The organism is Pseudomonas sp. P65(2024) (assembly GCF_057480955.1).
Genome location: NZ_JBLIYX010000001.1, coordinates 274,341 through 293,586, shown reverse-complemented (window position 1 = coordinate 293,586; position 19,246 = coordinate 274,341). Strand labels below are relative to the sequence as shown.

Genomic DNA, 19,246 nt, shown 5'->3' with positions numbered 1-19,246 from the left:
CGGAACTATGAACGAAGCAGTGTATTTCAGCCCGTCCACATGCGGTGCTTATTACCTCAGCGTGCACGGTGTAGATATGCCGTCGGATGTGGTGAAGATCAGTGAGACTGAATGGCAGGCTGTGCTGTCGGGCCTATCCTCCGGTGCCAAGGTCGTTAGTTCGGATGAGGCTGGGTATCCGGTGCTGATCGATCCGCCGCCGCTAGCCATGGAACAACTGAAGGCCTTCGAGCGATCCTGGCGTGATGCTCAGCTTGCGGCAACTGATCCCCTGGTCTCGAGGCACCGCGATGAGCTGGAGGATGGCGGGACCACCACGTTGGCCGAAGAGCAGTATGCCGAGCTGCAAGCGTACCGCCGCGCGCTCCGCACATGGCCCGAGGGCGGAGACTTCCCACTGATCGAGCATCGGCCGCCGGTTCCGACCTGGTTGCCCGACCTCAACCCCTGACGCCCCGCACTGACGGGGCGTTTTCTTTCCTGCTGAACCAACGGCCTCGCTCTGCGGGGCCTTTTCGCATCTGGAGACTTGCATGAGTGGATTCTTTCACGGCGTCACCGTGACCAACGTCGACACCGGCGCCCGCAGCATCGCGCTGCCGTCGTCCTCGATCATCGGCCTGGTCGACACCTTCACCGAAGGCCCGGGCGCCACGGCCAAGGCGAATGACCTGGTGCTGATCACCAGCGAGCGCGAGGCGGTCGCCGCGTTCGGCGAAGGTGCGGCAATCACCAAGGCCTGCCGCGCAATCTATACCCGCGCCAAGGCCGTCATCGTCGCATGCGGCGTGGCCAAGCTCGAGGACGCTGCTGAACAGACCTCGGCGATCATCGGGGGGACCAAGGCAGGCGGCCAGCGCACCGGCCTGCAGGCGCTGCTCGACGGCAAGAGCCGGTTCAACGCTCAACCGAGGCTGCTGGTCGCGCCCAAGCACAGCGCCACCCAGGCCGTCGGTACCGCGCTGGTGGCCCTGGCCGACAAACTGCGTGGGATCGCCATCATCGACGGGCCGAACACCACCGACGAAGCGGCCACTGCTTATGCCGGCGAGTTCGGTGCCAAGCGCGCGTTCCTGGTCGACCCCGGTGTGCGGTTCTGGGATACCGATGCGAGCACCACGGTGGATGCCCCCAGCTCGGCCTGGGTCGCCGGTCTGTTCGCGTGGACGGACAGCGAGTACGGCTTCTGGGCCTCGCCGTCGAACAAGGAGTTCGTCGGCATCACCGGCACCTCACGGCCGATCGAGTTCCTCGACGGCGACGAGACCTGCCGGGCCAACCTGCTGAACAACGCCAACATCGCCACCATCATCCGCGACGACGGTTACCGCCTGTGGGGTAACCGCACCCTGTCGAGCGATCCGAAGTGGGCCTTCGTCACCCGCGTGCGGACCATGGACATCGTCATGGACGCGATCCTCTACGGCCACAAGTGGGCCGTTGACCGTTCGATCACCGCGACCTACGTCAAGGACGTCACCGAAGGCCTGCAGGCCTTCATGCGCGACCTGAAGAACCAGGGCGCGATCATCAACTTCGAGGTGTTCGCCGACCCCGAGCTGAACACCGCCAGCCAGCTGGAGCAGGGCAAGGTGTACTGGAACATCCGCTTCACCGATGTCCCGCCGGCTGAAAACCCCAACTTCCGCGTCGAGGTCACCAACCAGTGGCTGACCGAAGTCCTCGATTCCGCCGCTTAAGGAGCGCATCCACATGGCAATGATTCCCGAAACACTGGCCAACCTGAACCTGTTCGTCGATGGCGTCAGCTTCCAGGGCGACGTGCCCAGCCTGACCCTGCCCAAGCTCACCCTGAAGATGGAAGAGCACCGTCCCGGCGGCATGGACATGCCGGTCGAGATGGACCAGGGCATGGAGAAGCAGGAAGCCGCCTTCACCACCACCGGCGTGCGCCGCGAGTCGCTGAAGTTCTTTGGCCTGGCCGACGGTACCGCCTTCAACGGCACCTTCCGCGGCGCCTTCAAGGGCCTCAAGGGCAAGGTCACCCCGGTGATCGTTACCCTGCGCGGCGCGCTGAAGGAGGTCGACATGGGCGACTGGAAGGCGGGCGACAAGGCCGAGATCAAGCACAACGTCGCGGTGACCTATTACAAGCTCGAGGTAGACGGGCGCCTGATCTACGAGATCGATGCCCTGGGCATGAAGCGCGTGATCGACGGCGTCGACCAGCTCGCCCAGCAACGCCAGGCCCTGGGCCTTTAACGTACTCACAGACAAGGACAACACCTCATGAGCAAGAAGATCCCCACTTACCTGCAGCTTGAAACCGACCGCGTCATCGTCACCTTGAGCAAGCCAGCCGAGTGCAATGGCGTGCAGGTCGACAGGTTGAACCTGCGTGCGCCGACGGTGCGCGACATCCGTGCCGCTCAGCAGCTCACCAACGGTGACGATGAACAACGCGAACTGAACCTGTTCGCCTCGCTGGCCGAGGTCGGCCTGAAGGACCTCGAAGGCTTGACCCTGAAGGACTACAGCCGCTTGCAGGCCGGCTATTTTCGCCTGGTGCAAGACGACGAGCTTTGACCCGCGAGCTCAGAAGCAGCTGGCCAAGCGGCTGGCAAAAGAGTTGGGTTTCTCGGCGGCGGAGATCTCTGCGATGCCCTGGATGGACATCGTCTGGTGGCTCACGGATTGAGCCTGCAGGAGGGTAGCGCATGGCAAAGCTGGCGATCGCGCTGGAAATTGGCGGGGCCGTTGCCGCATCGCTTGGTTCGGCATTCGGTACCGCCAAGGGGCATATCAAGAAGCTCGAGGAGAGCGGCAGCCGCGCGAAGGTGTTGAAGAACACCATCGGCGAAACGATCAAGCTCCGGGAGGAATGGAAGAAGGCGCACGACAGCGGCGCGGCTGCGGCCTCCGGGTTGCTGCGGCGCCTGGAGGGCAATCTCGATGCGCTGAAGAAACAGGGCGTCGAGGTTGGCCGGCTGTCCAAGGAGTACCAGCGACTCGGGCGTGAAGCGAAGGCTGCAGATCTGCAGCAGAAAGGCCGGCAGCAGATCGATGCGGGCAAGTCGTCGCTCAAGTCCAACATCGGTGCCACCGTGGTCGGCGCAGGTCTGGCGGCGATCCCGACGAAGATCAGTGCGGACTATCAAGCGATCATCCGTGATATCGCGATCAAGTCGGACATCGTCAACAAGCCGCAAGAGGCCCAGCTCAGCAGGGCGGTAATCGATACCGCGCGTGATACCGGAATGTCGCGGAACGACGTGGCGGACCTGATCAACCAGCTGGTCGGCGCCGGTATGGAGGTGGACAAGGCTATGGCCTATGCACCGACGGCGGCGAAATTCGCTGTCGGCCAAGGCTCCTCGGGCGTCGACACAGCGGCGATGATCCAGGCGCTGCAGCAGAACGCCAAGATCACCGATCCCAAGGTCATGCAGCAGGCGTTGGAGGCCATCGCGTATCAGGGGCAGGCGGGCAGCTTCGAGGCGTCCGACATGGCCAAGTGGTTCCCGCAACTGTTGGCCGGGATGGAGAAGAACGGCGTCACCGGGCTGGATGCGGTCACTTCGCTGGGCTCGATGCTGCAGGTGCAGATGAAGACCGCTGGCAGCGCCGATGAGGCGGCGAACAACTTCAAGAACTGGATTGAGAAGATCGGTGCCGGTGATATCCAGAAGAACTATGCAAAGGCCGGGATTGACTACCAGAAGTCGCTGAACACCGGGCTGCAAAAGGGCATGAACGTCATTGAGGCGTCCATGGGCCTGGCCATGCAGTACGTCGAGAAGACCGACCCGAAGAAGGCCCAGGCGATGAAGGACGCCCAGGCCAACATCGACAAGGAGGCTAACCCGGAGAAGGTCAAGGCGTCGCTCGAGGCGCTGGAAAGAAGCCTGCGTACCGGTGATGTGTTCGCCGACATGCAGGTCAAGGCAGCGCTCACGGCCTACGCGCAGAACCGGGGGCTGTACAACACCCTCAAGGCCGATTCGGCTGATGCGAAAAAGGTAGGGGGCATCCTCGACAAGAACCTGGCCGAGCGTCGAGAAACGTCCAAGCAGCAGTGGAGCGAGTTGGGCCAGGCCGTGGATGACTCGATGCGCAGCATTGGCGATGCGATCCGCCCGGCCACTGATCTTCTCGCCACAGGGCTGACCAAGGTCGCTCATGGCATCACCTATCTGTCGGACAAGCTGCCTGGGCTGGTGTTGGGCGTCTCGGGCATCGCTGCGGCGGTGATGGCGTTCCTCACGGCACGCAGTGCGATCAAGGTTGGGCGTGGGGTGATCAACCTCGCACGGGGCCGCAGGATGGGGCGTGGCGCCGGTGGTGAGGGAGAGCTGTCGGAGACGGGCAACCCGATGGTCGATGCAGGCCTCGGCGCCTTAGGCAAGGTGTTCGGTGCGGGTGCTGCGAACGATGATCGTGGTGGCCTCGGGAGCGAGCTGCAGCGTGTATTTGTCGTCAACGCCAAGGACCTTGGCGGGTTTGGCTCATCGGTCGACGCGGGTGAACCAGGTGGTCGACGGCGTCGCCGGCAGCGCAGGGGCCGGGGCGGGGCTGCACCGCGTCGGTCTGCTCCCACGGGGGCTGTCGGCCGAGTCGCTCAAGCCGGGGCTGCGACAGGTGCGGCGGCCGCAGGCGCTGCGACGGCTGCAGCCGAGGTCGGTCGGATAGGCCGGGTGATGGGCGCAGTCGGCAAGGTGTCGAAGGTGGTCGGCAAACTCCCAGGCGGGAAGGTGCTCGATGCGGGCATGACCGTGGTCGAGACGGCCATGAACGCGAAAACCCAGGACGAGAAAGCCGAGGGCTACGGCAGCGCGGCGGGCGGGTTGGCCGGCGCGCTGGCGGGCGGTGCTGCAGGTGCGGCGCTCGGTTCTGTTGTGCCCGTGTTGGGCACGGCGATTGGTGGTGCTATCGGGGCCGCGATCGGCGGCCTTGGCGGTGAGGGCCTGGGCGGCTGGCTGGGCAAGAAACTGTTCGGCGAGGACGAGCAGGTGGCGAAGGCGGACAAGGATAAGTCGGTCCCTGGTGATGTGGCTCGGTCGATCGCCGCCGCAGCACCCGCTCCCACGGCGCCCGTCGTGGCCCAGGCGCTCGAGCAGGCCAAGCCGAAAGCGGACCCGCCCAAGGTCGACCAGCAGTTCTCCTACATGCCCAACATGCCGATCACCGTTCAAGGCGACGTCAAGGATCCGCAGCAGGTGTTTCGCTCGCTCGAGGGGATGATCCGCAACAGCTGGGAGACCTGGTCACGGGAAAGCCTTGCGCGACAGGCTTCTGGTCAGCTCTTCGATCAACCACATGTCTAAGGAGGTGCCATGGCCTATATGGCGTCCATGCAGTCGACGCTGTCGTCGTTGATTGCGGCGGGGGAGGCTGGCCGCACCAGCCTCGACGGTATGCTGGGACCGCTGACCGGTGCCGTCGGCGATATGACCGGAGCCGCCTCGGAGCTGGAGAGCCTGCCAGTCCTTGGCCCGGCCCTCGGCCAGAAGCTGCAGCGCACGATGCGAGCCATCAGTGCGGCCCAGTCCACGGTGGGGCAGGTGGCATCAACCTACAGCCAGGTGGTCAGCGGAGCGGCAGCGGTGCAAGACCGCATCGGCTCGCTGAAGGAACAGGCCGGCAGGGCATCAGCGGCGATCAGCCGCATTGCTGGGCAGGCAAGCCCTACGCTGGCCAACATTCTGCCGACCAGTGCGCTTGCGCCGCTGGCCACGCCGGCAGCCGAGGCAATCAAACCATTCCCACACCTGCTGATCCTGCAGCCGCTCGACGCCAAGCTGCAGCCGTATTACTTCAACCTGGATACCGCAGCCTTTGACGAGCTCCGCCGGCAGACGTCGGCGCGTTGGGCCGGCCAAGAGCGCCTCACGCGGGATATTGCGCAGCAGGCGGTCGGGCAGGGCGAGGACAAGATCACGCTCAAGGGAGTGATCTTCACCAGCAGGGGCGGGATCAAGCAGCTGGATGCGCTGCGCACAATCGTCCGCCGGCTACAGCCGGTCAGCCTGGTGACCGGTTACGGCGACGTGCTGGGCACCTGGTGCTTGACCAACTTGGACGAAGAGCAGGGCGCGCTGCTGGCCGGCGGCATCCCGCGCAAGCAGGGTTTCTCACTGGAGTTTGTGAAGTATGGCAACGACATGCAGAACGTCTGACGGGGATCTGCTGGACACGCTGTGCTACCAGCATTACGGGCACCTCAACGGCACGGTCGAGCTGGTGCTGCAGGAGAACCCTGGGTTGGCGGATGAGCCACAGCCCTACCGCGCCGGGGTGATCATCGTGCTGCCCGAACTGGCAGCACCGTCGATCGAGACAATCGAGCTGTGGAGATGACCCACCGCCACACACCGAGCCCCGCCCAGTGCGGGGCTCTTTCATTCTGGAGGGCCTATGCAACCCACTTTCCGCATCGTCGCTGATGGCAGGGACATCACGATGCTGATCAACGACCGGCTGATCCTGCTGAGAACTACCGACAAGCCCGGCATGGACTCCGACGAGTTCGAGCTGCGGATCGATGACCGCGACGCTGCGGTGGCTTTGCCTGCCAGGGGCGCCCGGATCGAAGTCCACCTGGGCTACGTTGGCCAGGCGCTGGCTCGCCTGGGGCGATACACCGTCGACGAGATCGAGGTCTCGGCGCCACCCCGCACCATGGTGATCAGGGGCAAGGCCAGCGACATGCGCGGCACCGGCAAGACCACGCGCAGTGGCAGTTGGGAAGGCGTGCCCCTGTCGCAGATTGTCCGCGACATCGCCGCCCGCAACGGCTGGACACCGGTCTGTCCGGTGCAAACCAAGGTCGATCGCGTCGACCAGCGCAACGAGTCCGACTTCAACTTCATCACCCGCCTGGCCAAGCAGTACGACTGCACGGCGAAGGTGGCCGACGGCAAGCTGCTGGTCATGCCTCGCGAAGCCAGACTGAGTGCCAGCGGCAAGGCCTTTGGCACGGTCACCATCGCCCCGGCAGATGTGAGCCGGTGGCAGTTCCGACTCGGCGATCGCAACGCGCAGGCGGCCGTGAAAACCACGCACCAGGACAAGAAGACTGGAGAACTGGCCGTCATCGAGCTGAGCAACGACGACGCCCCCTCCGGCCTGCCGGGCGTGCATACCGATCGCCACATCTACCCGAACAAGTCGGCAGCCCAGCAGGCGGCTAAAGCCAAGCTCGCGGCGTTCAACCGCAGTACGGCGAGCGTGCGCCTGCAGATGGCCGGTCGAACCGATCTGTTCGCTGAGCGGGTAATCAACGCCCAGGGCTTCAAGGATGGGCTGGACGGACAGTACCTGGTCGACAGCGTCGAGCAGACGTTCGATGCCTCTGGCTGGTCGACCGCGGTGGAGTGCAACGGCGGGAAGAAGGGTAAGGCCAAGGCCAAAGGCAAGGGCAAGAAAAAGAAATCCGACCAGTCACTGAGGGTGGTCGCGGTGAACCCGGCCTGAGCGGCCACAACAGGAGATTCAAGATGACCGTCACACTCAAGCAGTTGCAGCAGATCCTCCCCAACGCCGGCACCCAAGCCGGCGTTTTTCTTCCTGTCTTGAACGCGTCGATGGTGAAGTGGGGGATAGTCACCCCCTTCCGCAAGCGTGCTTGGCTTGCCCAGGTTGGCCATGAATCTGGCCAGCTGCGCTACGTCCGCGAGCTGGGCAGCGATCAGTACCTGTCGAGGTATGACACCGGCAAGCTCGCCGGGCGCCTGGGCAATACGCCCGAGGCAGACGGCGACGGCCAGAAGTACCGCGGCCGGGGCCTGATTCAGGTCACCGGGCACGACAACTACAAGCGCTGTGGCGAAGCGCTGGGCCTGGACCTGCTGGCCCACCCCGAACTCCTCGAGCGCCCTGAGCATGCCGCTGACTCGGCCGGGTGGTTCTGGCATCAGGCGGGCCTTAACTCGCTGGCTGACAAGGGGCCGGCGGCGTTCGAAGCCATCACGCGCCGCATTAACGGCGGCCTGAATGGTTTGGAGGATCGCTTGGCGATCTACAGGCGTGCCGAGCAGGTGCTGATCTGATGGGCCTCGAATCGCGGCTCGCCCTGCTGGCCCTGGTGTTCGGGGCGGTGGTCGGTGCGCGGCTTGCCTGGTTGTGGCAGGCCAATGAGCTGGCCACGCAGGCGGCGGGCTATGAGCAGCAGCTTGCGACAAAGGATCTGGAGCATGGCCGGGAGCGGGAGGCTGCTGCAGTGGCGGCGCTCGACCAGCTCGAACAGCAGCAGGCAGCAAGGCGCGCTTTGGAAGATCGCCTGCAGGCCCAAGGCAAAACCCACTGGAAGGAGATGAACGATGCTCAACAAGCTCAGGCTCGCCTGCGCGACCGGCTTGCTACTGCTGATCTGCGGTTGTCAGTCCTGGTCGACGCCGGATCCCTTGCCGCCCAGGGTTGTGACGGTAGGGAGCGAGCGTCCGCCGGCACCGGAGGCGTGGTGGATGGAACCCTACGCGCCCAACTTGACCCAGCGCATGCTCGACGAATTGTCGCCATCACCAACGAAGGGGACCGAGCAATCATTGCCTTGAGGGCCTGTCAGCAATATGTTCGAGAGCTGTCAAAATAGGCGAGCGTTAGATTTGGAAATTAGCGTAGTTCTTTGCCAAGTCTTATAGGGTTTGGCTCTGCAGGTCTATTTATTCCCTTATTTGCCCAGTCCTTAATTAGCGCCCCAAGGCAGTTGACTGTCGTCAGAAATGCCACGTTGACATATGTGTTTGCAATCTGCTTTGGAGTGCCAGATATGATGTCGGAGAAGTGCAGTAGAATAAGTAGTCCAATAATTGCGCCTAATGCTGTTCTCGTAATGGTTAGGAAACCGAGGCCGACTTCGTCAAAAACTAAATGGACGTAGTTTAATTTTTCTCTGGTGGAGTCGAAGCTTAGCCGGATGGTGTGCTTGATAATCAGTACTAGAGCGTAAGGGGCTAGTAAAAAGGCTGAGTAATATACCAGCGGGCCTATTGCCAATAGTCCTCCTAGTATCTCGTCTACGTCCCGCTCGATGTAGGAAAATAATAGCAGGGGAAAAGTTCCCAGCAGTAAAGCCACTGGAATTTCTATTTTTAATTTTCCGAAAAGTTCTGCTGTTTCTTGCTTTAGCTTCCTTAGATTTATTCTTACCTGATCGTCCATGGGAGGCTCCTTGATTTAGTCGAAAAGAGGCGAGCCGGGAGGATGCGTCAACATCCAGCCCGGCCCGCCGAACCCGCAGACCATTCCTGCAAGTCCAGCCGCAGCCTCTGCCTTGTGCACAAAGCGCGGCGAGCCTAACACCTGTTTATCTATACAGTAAAGACTTGCATGCTTATGACCTCTCCAATCATCCCCTGGATGGGTGGCAAACGCCGCCTGGCCGACCGCTTGATCCCCCTCTTTCCCCCTCATGAATGCTATGTCGAAGTCTTCGCTGGCGGTGCCGCGTTGTACTTCATGCGTCCCCAGGCCGCTCCCGTGGAGGTGCTCAACGACCTCAACGGCGACCTGGTGACGCTGTACCGGGTGGTGCAGAACCACCTCGAGGAGTTCGTCCGCCAGTTCAAGTGGGCACTCAGTTCGCGCCAGATCTTCGAGTGGCAGAAGATGACCCGCCCCGAGACGTTGACCGATATCCAGCGCGCCGCCCGGTTCTTCTACCTGCAGCAGCATGCCTTCGGTGGCAAGGTCACCGGGCAGACGTTCGGTACCGCTACCACGGGGCCGGCCATCAACCTGCTGCGCATCGAGGAGAATCTCTCTGCCGCATGGCAGCGCCTGGCCGGCACCTACGTCGAGAACCTCTCCTGGCTCGACTGCGCCGAGCGCTACGATCGAGCGCACACGTTCTTCTACATGGACCCGCCTTATTGGCAGACCGCCGGCTACGGCGTCGACTTCCCGTTCGAGGAGTACGAGCGTATGGCCGACTTCATGCGGCGCTGCAAGGGTAGGGTGATGGTCAGCATCAACGATCACCCGGACATCCGGCGCGCCTTCGACGGCTTCCACTTCGAGTGTCTGGATATCCGCTACAGCAACACCAACCAGCGGCAAGGCAAGGCTGATGTGACCGGCGAGCTGGTGATCATGAACTGGGTTCCCGAAGCCCTGGGAGGCCTGTTCTAGATGGTTGTCGCTAAGGATCTGATCTGCTTGTTATTCGATTTGCGTGGAGCGTTACTGTGTCCACGATCACAAAGGAAGCCCCTTCATGGAAACCGCCGAGATGTACCTTCAAACCTTCCCCAGCCATATCCTGCTGGCGGCTCTGCGCGGTGAGATTGACCTAAACGAGCTGGCTAAACAGCAACTGGTGAACCGCGGCCTGGACGCCACCGGCAAGTGGGTTGGCTTTGCCGAGTCAGCCCGGATCATGGCGGAGTCGGCGGGTAAGTAATCTCGACGCCTTAGCGCTTTCCCGGGCGAAGCTAGTCCGGGAGGGGCTATGAGGCTGGCAAGAGCACAGGCTCGATCAAGCTCGGCCCCTGGTTGCGCACGTTGCCTACAGCGGTGCCGACCCGGTGCCACTCAAAGATGTCGGCCGGCTCGCCAAGGTTGAGCACGATCTGTTCGGCATGCTCGCTTGGCATGCCGGCCGCAATCCATTCAACTGCCAGATCGGGCGACAGTACGACTGGCCGCCTATCGTGCACGTCGACCATCCCGCCCTGGGCGTCGGCGGTGATGATCACGAACCCGTCATGCTCGCTACCGGTGAACTGACCGATCGCGGCGCAAAGCGCGGGGCGCCCATCTCGCCGGCGGATGTAGTAGGGCTGCTTCCTTGTCCCACCTTCATCAACCCATTCGTACCAACCGTCCACCGGTGTGATCGCACGGTGCGGCCATATCGCGCGGAAGAACGGGCCGTGCGCCACCTTTTCGACCCTGGCGTTGATCGGCGCCGCCCGGTCGGCCGCCCAGTGCGGCCGCCACCCCCACCTCAACAGGTCCGCACGCGGGCCTGCGTCATCTACTCGAAGCACCGCCACGTTCGTCGTTGGCGCGACGTTGTACCGGCCAAGGGGCTGGGTCGCTGACGTTGTTTCGCCAGACCTCCGGCATGCTCAGGGTGTCAACGAAGTCATGTATGCCGCTGTACTGACTTAGCCTCCCGCACATAAACCACCTCGCTCGTTTGTCGGCTGCCTCGCGTCCGCGCATTGACGTATGAGCGGTCTGACAGTTTACTGTACGAATATACAGCTATTCATTTGAGTTGATCTGCCATGACCATCACCTTCCTCGGCGCGCCGACGGGCGGCCCTGCGCTGCTGCCGGTGTATTCGTTCCGTGTGCCGGCCGGATTCCCTTCGCCGGCAGCGGATCATCTGGAGCGTCATATCTCCCTCGACGAGCTGTTCGACCTGCGTGCTCCTCACGTGTACCTGGTGCAGGTGGAGGGCGACAGCATGCAGGGCGCCGGCATCTTCTCGGGCGATCTTCTCATCGTAGACCGCAGCAAGGAGGCTGAGCACGGCGACATCGTGATCGCCGCGATCAACACCGAGCCCGTCTGCAAGCGCCTGTATCGGCGCGACGGCGTGCTGATCCTGCAATCGGAGAATCCCGCCTACCCAGCGCGGCACGTCATGGAAGGCGACGACCTGGTCATCTGGGGCGTGGTTCGCTACAGCGTGCGCGATCATGCCCAGTGACCAGGTGTTCGCGCTGATCGACTGCAACTCGTTCTACGCGAGCTGCGAGCGCGTGTTCCGGCCCGATCTGGCCAAGACGCCCATAGTGGTGCTGAGCAACAATGACGGCTGTGTGATCGCCAGGTCATATGACGCCAAGCCCTACGTGAAGATGGGCGAGCCCTATTTCCAGGCCAAGGAGAAGCTGCGGCGGCATGGCATCGTGGCGTTCTCGTCCAACTATGCGCTGTATGGCGACATGAGCGAGCGGGTCATGTCGCTGATTGAGTCGATGGTGCCTGCGGCCGAAGTCTATTCGATCGATGAATGCTTCGCTGACCTGACTGGCGTGCAGGTGAGCCTTACCCAGTTCGGCCGGGATGTGCGCGCCAAGGTGCTGCGCTGTACCGGCATTCCAGTGGGGGTGGGGATCGCCCGCACCAAGACCTTGGCAAAGCTCGCCAACCACACGGCCAAGCGCCTGCAGGCGCATACGGGTGGGGTGGTTGATATCACTGATGACTTCAAGCGCGATTGGGTACTGCGCAACACCGAGGTGAAAGAGGTTTGGGGCATCGGCCGGCGAATGACGGCGCACCTGGAGGCGATGGGCATCCGCATGGCCATGGACTTGGCGAAGGCAGATCCGCGGATGTTGCGCGACAAATTCAGCGTGGTGGTGGAGAAGACCGCGCGCGAGCTCGCCGGCACACCGTGCCTCGAGTTGGATGAAGCTGACCCGCCGAAGCAGGAGATCTGCTGTAGCCGGATGTTCGGCAAACGGCTGACGGAGCTGGCACCGATCAAGCAGGCGGTGGCGACCTACACGGCGCGAGCGGCAGAGAAGCTGCGCGCCCAGGGATCGGTATGCAAGCGCATGCGGGTCAGCATCCGTACTGGGATGTTCAACCCGGACGAAGCCAAGTATGCCAAGGGCGCCTTGGTCGAGCTGCCATATCCAACCAACGACACGCTGCTGCTTACCAGGGCTGCCACCGAAGCGGCGGGGCAGGTCTACCGCTCGGGCTTCCGCTACAGCAAGGCTGAGGTTCTGCTGATGGATCTGCGGCAGCCGGGGGAGTTCAGCGATGATCTGTTCGCAGTGACTCAGCCGACGGCTTGCGATCGACTGATGTCGGTGCTGGACGAAATCAATGGTAAGTACGGCCGAGGCACGATGCGTTCTGCAAGCGTTCCTGACACCCCTGACTGGGGGATGCGGCGGGAGATGATGAGTCGTTCGTATACGACGCGAATCGATCAGCTATGGCAAGTCCGGTAGAAAGGCATAGGCAAACCGAGCGCCCTCCTATTTCCCCCCCATGCCCTTTTGACTCTTCGCCGCCAGGTACTAAAAGCGCCCAAGCCCTTAGTGTGTGGGGCTTGGGCGCCTTTTCCCGTCAATACTCCAGCACAATTTTGATATTACTACGGGGTTATGTGGGAGGGTCTATTTTTAAAGATGTGACTTATAAGGCTCATGAGCAGGGGAGTGGCCTTTTTTGTGATTAGCTCTGAGTCGTGAATCGTTAATATGTATTCACCAATCGACGCGTGAGCGATAGCGCAGCGGAAGCGGTAAATTATGTACGCTATCATGCGCTGGCAATAATCTAGAGAGTATCCAAGTTTGGCGTTGGTAAGGCACTCTTTACTAAAGGAGTTCTTTACGTGGGAGATGAACTGGGCTCGTTTGTCAGGTTTGTCTTTAAATGTCCAAGGGAAACCGTCTTTTTCATATTCGAAAAGCAGGTCGTCAATGCTTGAGTCAAATTTCGAATGGCTGAAAAAAGTTTTTAGGTGGTTTATGATTGAGGCTTCGTCTGTCCAGTATTTTTTTATCAGTCTTAACAGCTTGTTGTATTCAGAGTTGTTGTAGGTGGCGATGATTTTGCCAAAGCCTTTTAGATTGTTGCCCAGGGATTGAAGGTCTTGTAGTAAGTCATGATCGAAGCTTAGTTCGATTAAGTGATACAGGGATAGGTAGTGCCCCAAAGGGGTGGAGTCGTTGATCACTCTCATTGTTGTTGTTTTGTGGTCGAGAGTGGGGATGGATAAGTCACATAGTGCGTTGATTGTATGCGGGTGAGAGAGTTTGTCGTGTGGAGAAAAATTCTCTTGGTGAGTGAAACCGCCCCAAATCGCACTGGTTTCCCTGTAGTGGCTAAAGTAAATAGCGTAAGCTAAATCACGTACTACAACATAATCGTGCTTGAATGTGTAATCGCTGTATTTGTTTGCTGGGATGTCAGCAGCGCTTGCGTCACGTAAAAAAGCTGCGGTTGAGACTGCTGATGCTTCACCATAAGTGAAAGGTTCTCCCTTGCACGAAAGGAGCCAACATCCTAAGTTTGGATGTTGGTCCAGTTTGATAGTAAATGTCTCATTGGTTTGATATTGAGGTGATAGGTGGAAGACGGGTATCGCAATATACCCGTCGATCGCACATTGGCCATACGCCTCCGATAGCGAGAGACTAGAGTCGATCCGTAAGTCGTCTATGTCAAATAGTTCGGAAACTTCCCTGTAATTCATTTATTCGGCCTCGCGCTCCCATATCTCTCGAAGAGGAGTCTCTCCCTCGTCTCGGAAAAATTCTTTGAGGGTGACGAAGATAAGCTTTCGGGTTGCGTAGCCAATGTTTGTCTTTCTGCTTGGGAATCCAGCAATGATGGCTTGGAATAAATCCAGTCCCATAGACTCTTCAGATGCGGAGCTGCTGATTGTGGTGGTAAGGTTCCGCAGCGCAGCTTTGATTCGATCTTTACGTGCTGGAGTTGAACCGAAGTCCGCTACTGCGGCAAAGAAGGCATTAAGAGTGTTTTCATTGCCAAGCCAATTGGTGGCGGAGGGGCCTTCGCCAGAAGCTTGAGTGGATTCAACTGCGTCATCAAGCTCGCAGTAGAGTCTGAAGAACTCGACAAACTCCCCAAATTGAACGCCGAACTGCTCTACATCTTGCTGAAGTACAGCTTGCTCGCTCAAACGTTGCGCAACCACATTCTGTTTGTCAACTTCAGGTGACTTTAATAAGTACGCATGGTATCCGCTCGATACTTTGTCGAGGGAGTAACGGCGCGCTCGAGTTCTTCGGCCACCATCTGCTTCAGGTACGAGTTCGAGTCTTTCGATCTCATTTATCAGGGTCTTGCGTAGACTGAGTGATAGAATCTCAATCTGGTGTCGCATGGACATTGGCTTCTGTCCTGCGTTGAGAACAATAATTCTGTAAATTAAATGATCGAGGTCAGGTTCTGCTCGAATCTCAAGATGTATTAGCTGGTCTTGGGGGAACGAGTGCCCGCTTTCAAGGATTTCTTTTAATATGAAAGTGCGTTGAAGACCGTCTAAAATGTTGAGAGGGGCAGATTTTTGAACAATTTCCTTTACCTCCTCCAGGTCGCCGGAGTCAACTACCTCTCTAACCAGATTAGAGGATTCGATAGGTAGGGCAAGAGTGATTGTCGGAAGAAGCGTTCCGTTTACAATGTCGGCTTTGAGCCTGGTGTAAGCTGTAAACTTCTCTCGCTTGCGTTGAATCGAGAACGAGGCAAATTCTTCGCCTACAAGGGAGAGATAGCTTGGGATGTCGCACTGAGCGTAAATGACCGGCGTTTGAGTCCGAAGGTCTTTAGCTGTGCCGAGGATCTTGACTTCCATTTCTAATGGCCTGAGTGGTCAACGAAAGTCGACACTCTACTCGGGCTTGCCTGTCTTGAAAACATGGGGAGTGGTCTTGGGGTCTGCACCTGGCGCGCTGCTGCGGTGCGGATGCGCCGCTGTTTAGCGGTTCGAGAGGAAAGAGGGAAAGAAGCCTTGAACTTAAGATGGTACGAAATTGGTACGCGTAGATATTTGTATCGTGCGGAGCCCTTTAAATTCGGTGGTTTTGATGAGAGTGCGCCCAATCCATCATCGGCGCTACCGAGAAGTGGCGGGATGGCTCGGGGCACAGGGTTGCGGGTGTGGTGGCTTGAGAATGCATAAGTCTGGGACACAAATTCAGCGAAACTAGACGGCGGGGGCGCTGGCAGGCGCTGAAAAGAGTGAATGGCTGCCAGTTTTCCACGCGTGGCGGGATTCGTCCGGTTTGATCGGCAATCAGGTGCTGGCCGGTTCGAAGGTGAACAGCGTTGCAAGCATCACCCTCCTGGACGGAACTGGCCCGCGAATGCGCCAGACCAGACACCCCATGGCAGAAGCATTGGCGCATCGTGCCGATCGGATTACCCCATGCGCGCGATTGGTGTTCCCGGGATCTCGTACGGTAGCAATGGCTGGACGGTAGTTCGAATAAAGCGATCAACTGCTATCGCATAAATTTCTATCGTGAAAGCCAAATGGTCGAATATTTCAACGATCGCTGAAACCTAATGGATTTCAGCCTGTTGTAGAAAGTGCTATTTCAGTGCTTACTTTGGTATGAGTAGTACTTAGGTTTTAATTGAAGAGTAAATGGCGTTTAGCCACTACTCACTAATTGCCAATGATTCTAAGCACTCCATAGCATATTTTTATGTGATGGCTAAGCTCGTAGTCGCGCAACGGATGTTAGGGACGTACGCGCGTCTATCATGCTGCATCTACTAAAGGACTATCCCATGGAAAGCTTCGCTATCGCAGCCTCACAAATAAACTGGAACGGTGGCCAACGGATTACTTTGACTCCGGGTGATACGGCTACCTGCACGACGTTGCGCCCTGGCCAGATTTACGGGATTTTCATCTATAACTCTGCAGGTAGTGATAACAACGCCACTGTCAATGTGGTATGGAGCAATAGCCAACCCCCTGCACGCATCACTGTTCCAGGCACCACTGCCAATGCCGGCTTGGCCTCGATGGGCTTTGTTTCGGGTACCGATACCCAGACCATCTCGGTTTCGCTGCCCAGCAACAGCGGCATCGCACAGGTCGAGCTGTGGCTGGGCAGTACCAGCATGCCGACCAATACAAGCGGGCTGAACAATAACCAGCTGCAGGCTAATGGTGAGCAGTATCCGTTCAATAAATATAACCGCTATTATGCAGTGCCTCCGTCAAAGTGGATGAATCTGACCATCGTTAGCAAAATTACTCAGTTTATTTCGTGCCAGTTCCGGGAGGCGGCTGCTACTGTGTTTGTTGTTAATGAAACCTCCAATGGCCTGCTGTCTGGTCAAGTTACCAATATTGGGCCTACGGCTTCGGAGCAAGGAGCCGTCACCATCGTTGCTACTCAGATTCAAAGTGTCAGCAATAACTTGCAAGGCGACGGCACGCAGTGGGTCTGGATGGACGCTGATAGTCAGCAGGACTCTACGAGCGCCAGTATTTCTCTGCAATCACTTTAAGAGGGTGGCAAGCTGAAATAAAAGAGCCACGCAGTGCGTGGCTCTTTTATTTTGAGAGGGCTTACCTGTTGCAAGATAAGCCCAAGTCTTCTCCCGCTTCAGTGGCTCATGCCCAGTTCCGCATCATCCATCAGCGCCTTGGCCAGTGCGCTCAGGTAGTACGCCGCCCAGAGCATCTGCGGTTTCTCCTCCATGATCCCGGTGATGGTCAGGTCGCGTACGCAGCCCATCAGTTCCGAGGCCTGGTCGCGGGCGTGCTGGCAAGGGATACCGGGTTCGATGCAGAACAGCGGGTCGGTCTGGCCTTCGCCCTGGTAGAACTTTGTCTTGCCGACGGTGGTGGGGGGGCGTCTGTAATCATGATTCTCTCCCTGAGATGGTCGGTGCCTGTGCGGGCCTCTTCGCGGGTAAACCCGCTCCCACAGGTACAGCGCTGGCTCCAAGGCACAGGTGATCCTGTGGGAGCGGGTTTACCCGCGAAAGGGCCCGACCAGGCAACACATGCCTTGCTGTCTAGTGCAATGTCGGCGCCTGTGCTGGCATCTGCACCTGGATCAATGCCGCTTCGAGCAACACACGCAGCGACTCCATCTCATGCATTGACGCCATCATCAGGATCGCGGCGGGCGATCTGGGTTTTAGCTGTACGGCATGATGGGCCACGGTCAATGCACACAGAGCGTACTCGGTGGCCTGGATGAGGGTGTCTTCGAGGGAGTGGTGGTTGTGGGGTGGATCGGGGACGATCTTGAGCATGTACTTATTCCTTTCGAAGGGCTGCCACCTGCCTGCTGTCAAACATTAGGGTGGCAGCTGTACGTGGGTTGACAGACCGGCGGAATAAGCAAAGTTCCGGCGCACGCAAGCGTGCCCGCACGTACAGCCACCATCGAAGGCTAGCCGTATGCTTAATACCGTTGCGGCCTGTCAAAGCCGGTCGCTGAACACCAGCGACTCGCCCGAGACTAGAGCCCGATCAGAGCAGTCGCAACGGAAAAAAGGCGGCAGCAGTATGTTTGGGAAATGGACTACAAGGAAGGGGCTTAATCTGATTCTCGCTCCATTTCTGAGCGTCCTGTAGGTAGTGACTGGAAAAGGGCTTGGGCAATGGGTGTACATCGCATGCAAGGTGGTGTTCCATGCCGAACACCCGTGTTCCTGCTGATTCACCTCAACCTCAAAGGCCAGCGAGATGCCTAATTTTGTCGACCTGATTTGCCAGTGGTATGGCGCAGACGAACTTAAGTCTGTCGACGCGATAGCGCGTTTGATTCCGGCGCTGGAGTTCGTTGCCATGCCCGCAACACAGCAGGAGCAAGCGCTGCCGGGTTGCTTGGCCTGCGAGGTGTGGAACGCCAGGATGCGTCATGTACAGGACGCGCTTCAGGTCGTCGGTAATGCCTTGCCTGATTCGATTGCGGCGCCATTGAACCGCGTATGGGCGCTCTATGCGTCGATGGGCGACGGCGACCTGCCTTGCCATGATCGGTCGATCTTTCAGCGTGGCCACTGGCAACCGATGCGCGAGGCAGCCACGCAGGTTTTGAGTGCCATGGGGCCTGGGACGGTCAAGACGTTACTGGCAGACTTCTCCCGTTGAGGCAGTTGCAGGGCTGGCGTCATTCAGCAGCTTCGCCATGGTGAAGTGGCTTCCTGCGCAGCGCATTGAATACCGCCTCGGTGTGCCAGGCTTCCGGCCCGATCAGGATGGCGTCCAGAGGCTCGGCATGTAGCTCGATCTGTGTGGTGATACCTTCGGTGGCGAGCAGCTGCCGGGTATCTTCAAGTTGCCGGCGGATACCCTTGAACCACAGCCGGCCTGCCCCCTTCAGAAGGAACAGGGTGTCGGGATAGGAGTAGGCGAGCTTCTGTCGCAGGTTGATCACCGCTGTTCTGCTCTCACGGGTAAACGAAGGCGCCAGCACATAGGTTTTGCCCGCTGCGGCATGGAGATCGTCCTTGTCCTGTAGGTACTCCTCGATAGTGAAGCAGTTGGCGACCGTTTCGAGCGCGCCGCTTTCCACATCGACAAGATGGGCGTTGACGCCGACATAGCAATACTCGGTCTTGCCATGCACCACGCAGTCCTCGCTGTTGCAACGAACTACCCAGTAGTCACCCTTCGTAGTGAGTTCACAGGACTGAATGACGAACCGTTCCGGGCGGCCGTCTCGGATGACGTCTTTAAGAAAGTCGAGGACGATGGCGCTGGCTTGCTGTGCGGATAGCATCTGCTGGTACTTGAGTAATCGTCGCGTCAGGATAGTCATTTCCGAATGAACGGCATCGATGGATGTTCACCGGCTCATAGAG

General features: G+C 59.3%; 21 protein-coding genes and 2 pseudogenes. 16 read left to right on the top strand and 7 right to left on the bottom strand.

What is annotated here, in order from left to right; translation table 11 throughout:
* The first annotated feature begins 7 nt into the window (after positions 1-7).
* The 10 genes from AC25MA_RS01450 to AC25MA_RS01405 all read left to right on the top strand — a co-directional run bounded on the left by AC25MA_RS01450 (position 8) and on the right by AC25MA_RS01405 (position 8,551).
* Positions 8-451 (top strand): tail fiber assembly protein, encoded by a 444-nt coding sequence (locus AC25MA_RS01450; RefSeq protein ID WP_486971717.1) that lies wholly within the window; start codon positions 8-10, stop codon positions 449-451.
* An 82-nt stretch (positions 452-533) separates the two neighbouring features.
* Positions 534-1,700, top strand: coding sequence for a phage tail sheath subtilisin-like domain-containing protein (locus tag AC25MA_RS01445; protein WP_486971716.1), 1,167 nt, complete (start codon positions 534-536; stop codon positions 1,698-1,700).
* Between the two features lie 13 nt (positions 1,701-1,713).
* Entirely contained in the window at positions 1,714-2,223 is a 510-nt protein-coding gene (locus AC25MA_RS01440) for a phage major tail tube protein (protein ID WP_486971715.1), read from the top strand.
* A 27-nt stretch (positions 2,224-2,250) separates the two neighbouring features.
* The gene (locus AC25MA_RS01435) at positions 2,251-2,547 is read left to right on the top strand and encodes a phage tail assembly protein (RefSeq protein ID WP_062361307.1); all 297 of its coding nucleotides are present in this window, start codon (positions 2,251-2,253) and stop codon (positions 2,545-2,547) included.
* Between the two features lie 131 nt (positions 2,548-2,678).
* Positions 2,679-5,285, top strand: a complete 2,607-nt coding sequence (locus AC25MA_RS01430) for a phage tail tape measure protein (protein ID WP_486971714.1) — start codon at positions 2,679-2,681, stop codon at positions 5,283-5,285.
* Positions 5,286-5,294: 9 nt separating this feature from the next.
* Positions 5,295-6,137: a phage tail protein gene (locus tag AC25MA_RS01425; protein ID WP_486971713.1), complete on the top strand. Its 843-nt coding sequence runs from the start codon at positions 5,295-5,297 to the stop codon at positions 6,135-6,137.
* Positions 6,112-6,318 (top strand): tail protein X, encoded by a 207-nt coding sequence (locus AC25MA_RS01420; RefSeq protein ID WP_486971712.1) that lies wholly within the window; start codon positions 6,112-6,114, stop codon positions 6,316-6,318. The genes AC25MA_RS01425 and AC25MA_RS01420 overlap by 26 nt, the downstream gene beginning before the upstream one ends.
* Before the next feature lie 57 nt (positions 6,319-6,375).
* A complete protein-coding gene (locus AC25MA_RS01415; protein WP_486971711.1) occupies positions 6,376-7,434 on the top strand; it encodes a phage late control D family protein in 1,059 nt (352 codons plus the stop codon).
* Positions 7,435-7,457: 23 nt separating this feature from the next.
* Positions 7,458-8,009, top strand: coding sequence for a glycoside hydrolase family 19 protein (locus tag AC25MA_RS01410; protein ID WP_486971710.1), 552 nt, complete (start codon positions 7,458-7,460; stop codon positions 8,007-8,009).
* Positions 8,009-8,551 carry a lysis protein gene (locus tag AC25MA_RS01405; protein ID WP_486971709.1) on the top strand — a complete coding sequence of 181 codons (543 nt, stop codon included), beginning with the start codon at positions 8,009-8,011 and terminating at the stop codon, positions 8,549-8,551. The genes AC25MA_RS01410 and AC25MA_RS01405 overlap by 1 nt, the downstream gene beginning before the upstream one ends.
* Before the next feature lie 20 nt (positions 8,552-8,571).
* Here the strand turns inward: AC25MA_RS01405 and AC25MA_RS01400 are convergent, their stop codons facing one another.
* Positions 8,572-9,120 (bottom strand): hypothetical protein, encoded by a 549-nt coding sequence (locus tag AC25MA_RS01400; RefSeq protein WP_486971708.1) that lies wholly within the window; start codon positions 9,118-9,120, stop codon positions 8,572-8,574.
* Positions 9,121-9,294: 174 nt separating this feature from the next.
* Between AC25MA_RS01400 and AC25MA_RS01395 the strand changes: the two genes are divergently transcribed.
* Both AC25MA_RS01395 and AC25MA_RS01390 read left to right on the top strand, forming a co-directional pair.
* Positions 9,295-10,089, top strand: a complete 795-nt coding sequence (locus AC25MA_RS01395) for a DNA adenine methylase (protein WP_096049758.1) — start codon at positions 9,295-9,297, stop codon at positions 10,087-10,089.
* Between the two features lie 85 nt (positions 10,090-10,174).
* Entirely contained in the window at positions 10,175-10,360 is a 186-nt protein-coding gene (locus tag AC25MA_RS01390) for a hypothetical protein (RefSeq protein WP_280093045.1), read from the top strand.
* A 46-nt stretch (positions 10,361-10,406) separates the two neighbouring features.
* Here the strand turns inward: AC25MA_RS01390 and AC25MA_RS01385 are convergent.
* Positions 10,407-11,085: pseudogene (locus tag AC25MA_RS01385) on the bottom strand (SOS response-associated peptidase).
* A 107-nt stretch (positions 11,086-11,192) separates the two neighbouring features.
* Between AC25MA_RS01385 and AC25MA_RS01380 the strand changes: the two are divergent.
* Both AC25MA_RS01380 and umuC read left to right on the top strand, forming a co-directional pair.
* Positions 11,193-11,621: a LexA family protein gene (locus tag AC25MA_RS01380; RefSeq protein WP_486971707.1), complete on the top strand. Its 429-nt coding sequence runs from the start codon at positions 11,193-11,195 to the stop codon at positions 11,619-11,621.
* On the top strand, positions 11,611-12,882 hold the full coding sequence (umuC, locus tag AC25MA_RS01375; RefSeq protein ID WP_486971706.1) for a translesion error-prone DNA polymerase V subunit UmuC: 1,272 nt from the start codon (positions 11,611-11,613) through the stop codon (positions 12,880-12,882). Before AC25MA_RS01380 ends, umuC begins: the two co-directional genes overlap by 11 nt.
* Before the next feature lie 146 nt (positions 12,883-13,028).
* On the opposite strand, the gene AC25MA_RS01370 is transcribed toward umuC, so the two are convergent.
* On the bottom strand, positions 13,029-14,135 hold the full coding sequence (locus AC25MA_RS01370) for a hypothetical protein (RefSeq protein WP_486971705.1): 1,107 nt from the start codon (positions 14,133-14,135) through the stop codon (positions 13,029-13,031).
* On the bottom strand, positions 14,136-15,260 hold the full coding sequence (locus tag AC25MA_RS01365; protein ID WP_486971704.1) for a hypothetical protein: 1,125 nt from the start codon (positions 15,258-15,260) through the stop codon (positions 14,136-14,138).
* Positions 15,261-16,201: 941 nt separating this feature from the next.
* Here AC25MA_RS01365 and AC25MA_RS01360 point away from each other — a divergent pair.
* Positions 16,202-16,933 carry a hypothetical protein gene (locus AC25MA_RS01360; protein ID WP_486971703.1) on the top strand — a complete coding sequence of 244 codons (732 nt, stop codon included), beginning with the start codon at positions 16,202-16,204 and terminating at the stop codon, positions 16,931-16,933.
* Between the two features lie 98 nt (positions 16,934-17,031).
* On the opposite strand, the pseudogene AC25MA_RS01355 reads toward AC25MA_RS01360, so the two are convergent.
* Positions 17,032-17,280 (bottom strand): annotated as a pseudogene (locus AC25MA_RS01355) (DUF3077 domain-containing protein); the annotation flags it as partial.
* Between the two features lie 166 nt (positions 17,281-17,446).
* Entirely contained in the window at positions 17,447-17,689 is a 243-nt protein-coding gene (locus AC25MA_RS01350) for a hypothetical protein (protein WP_050704872.1), read from the bottom strand.
* Positions 17,690-18,125: 436 nt separating this feature from the next.
* On the opposite strand from AC25MA_RS01350, the gene AC25MA_RS01345 reads away from it, so the two are divergent.
* Complete coding sequence (locus tag AC25MA_RS01345; protein WP_207851538.1) at positions 18,126-18,533, top strand: hypothetical protein; 408 nt, start codon at positions 18,126-18,128, stop codon at positions 18,531-18,533.
* Positions 18,534-18,552: 19 nt separating this feature from the next.
* On the opposite strand, the gene AC25MA_RS01340 is transcribed toward AC25MA_RS01345, so the two are convergent.
* Positions 18,553-19,203, bottom strand: coding sequence for a hypothetical protein (locus AC25MA_RS01340; protein WP_486971702.1), 651 nt, complete (start codon positions 19,201-19,203; stop codon positions 18,553-18,555).
* Positions 19,204-19,246: the final 43 nt, after the last annotated feature.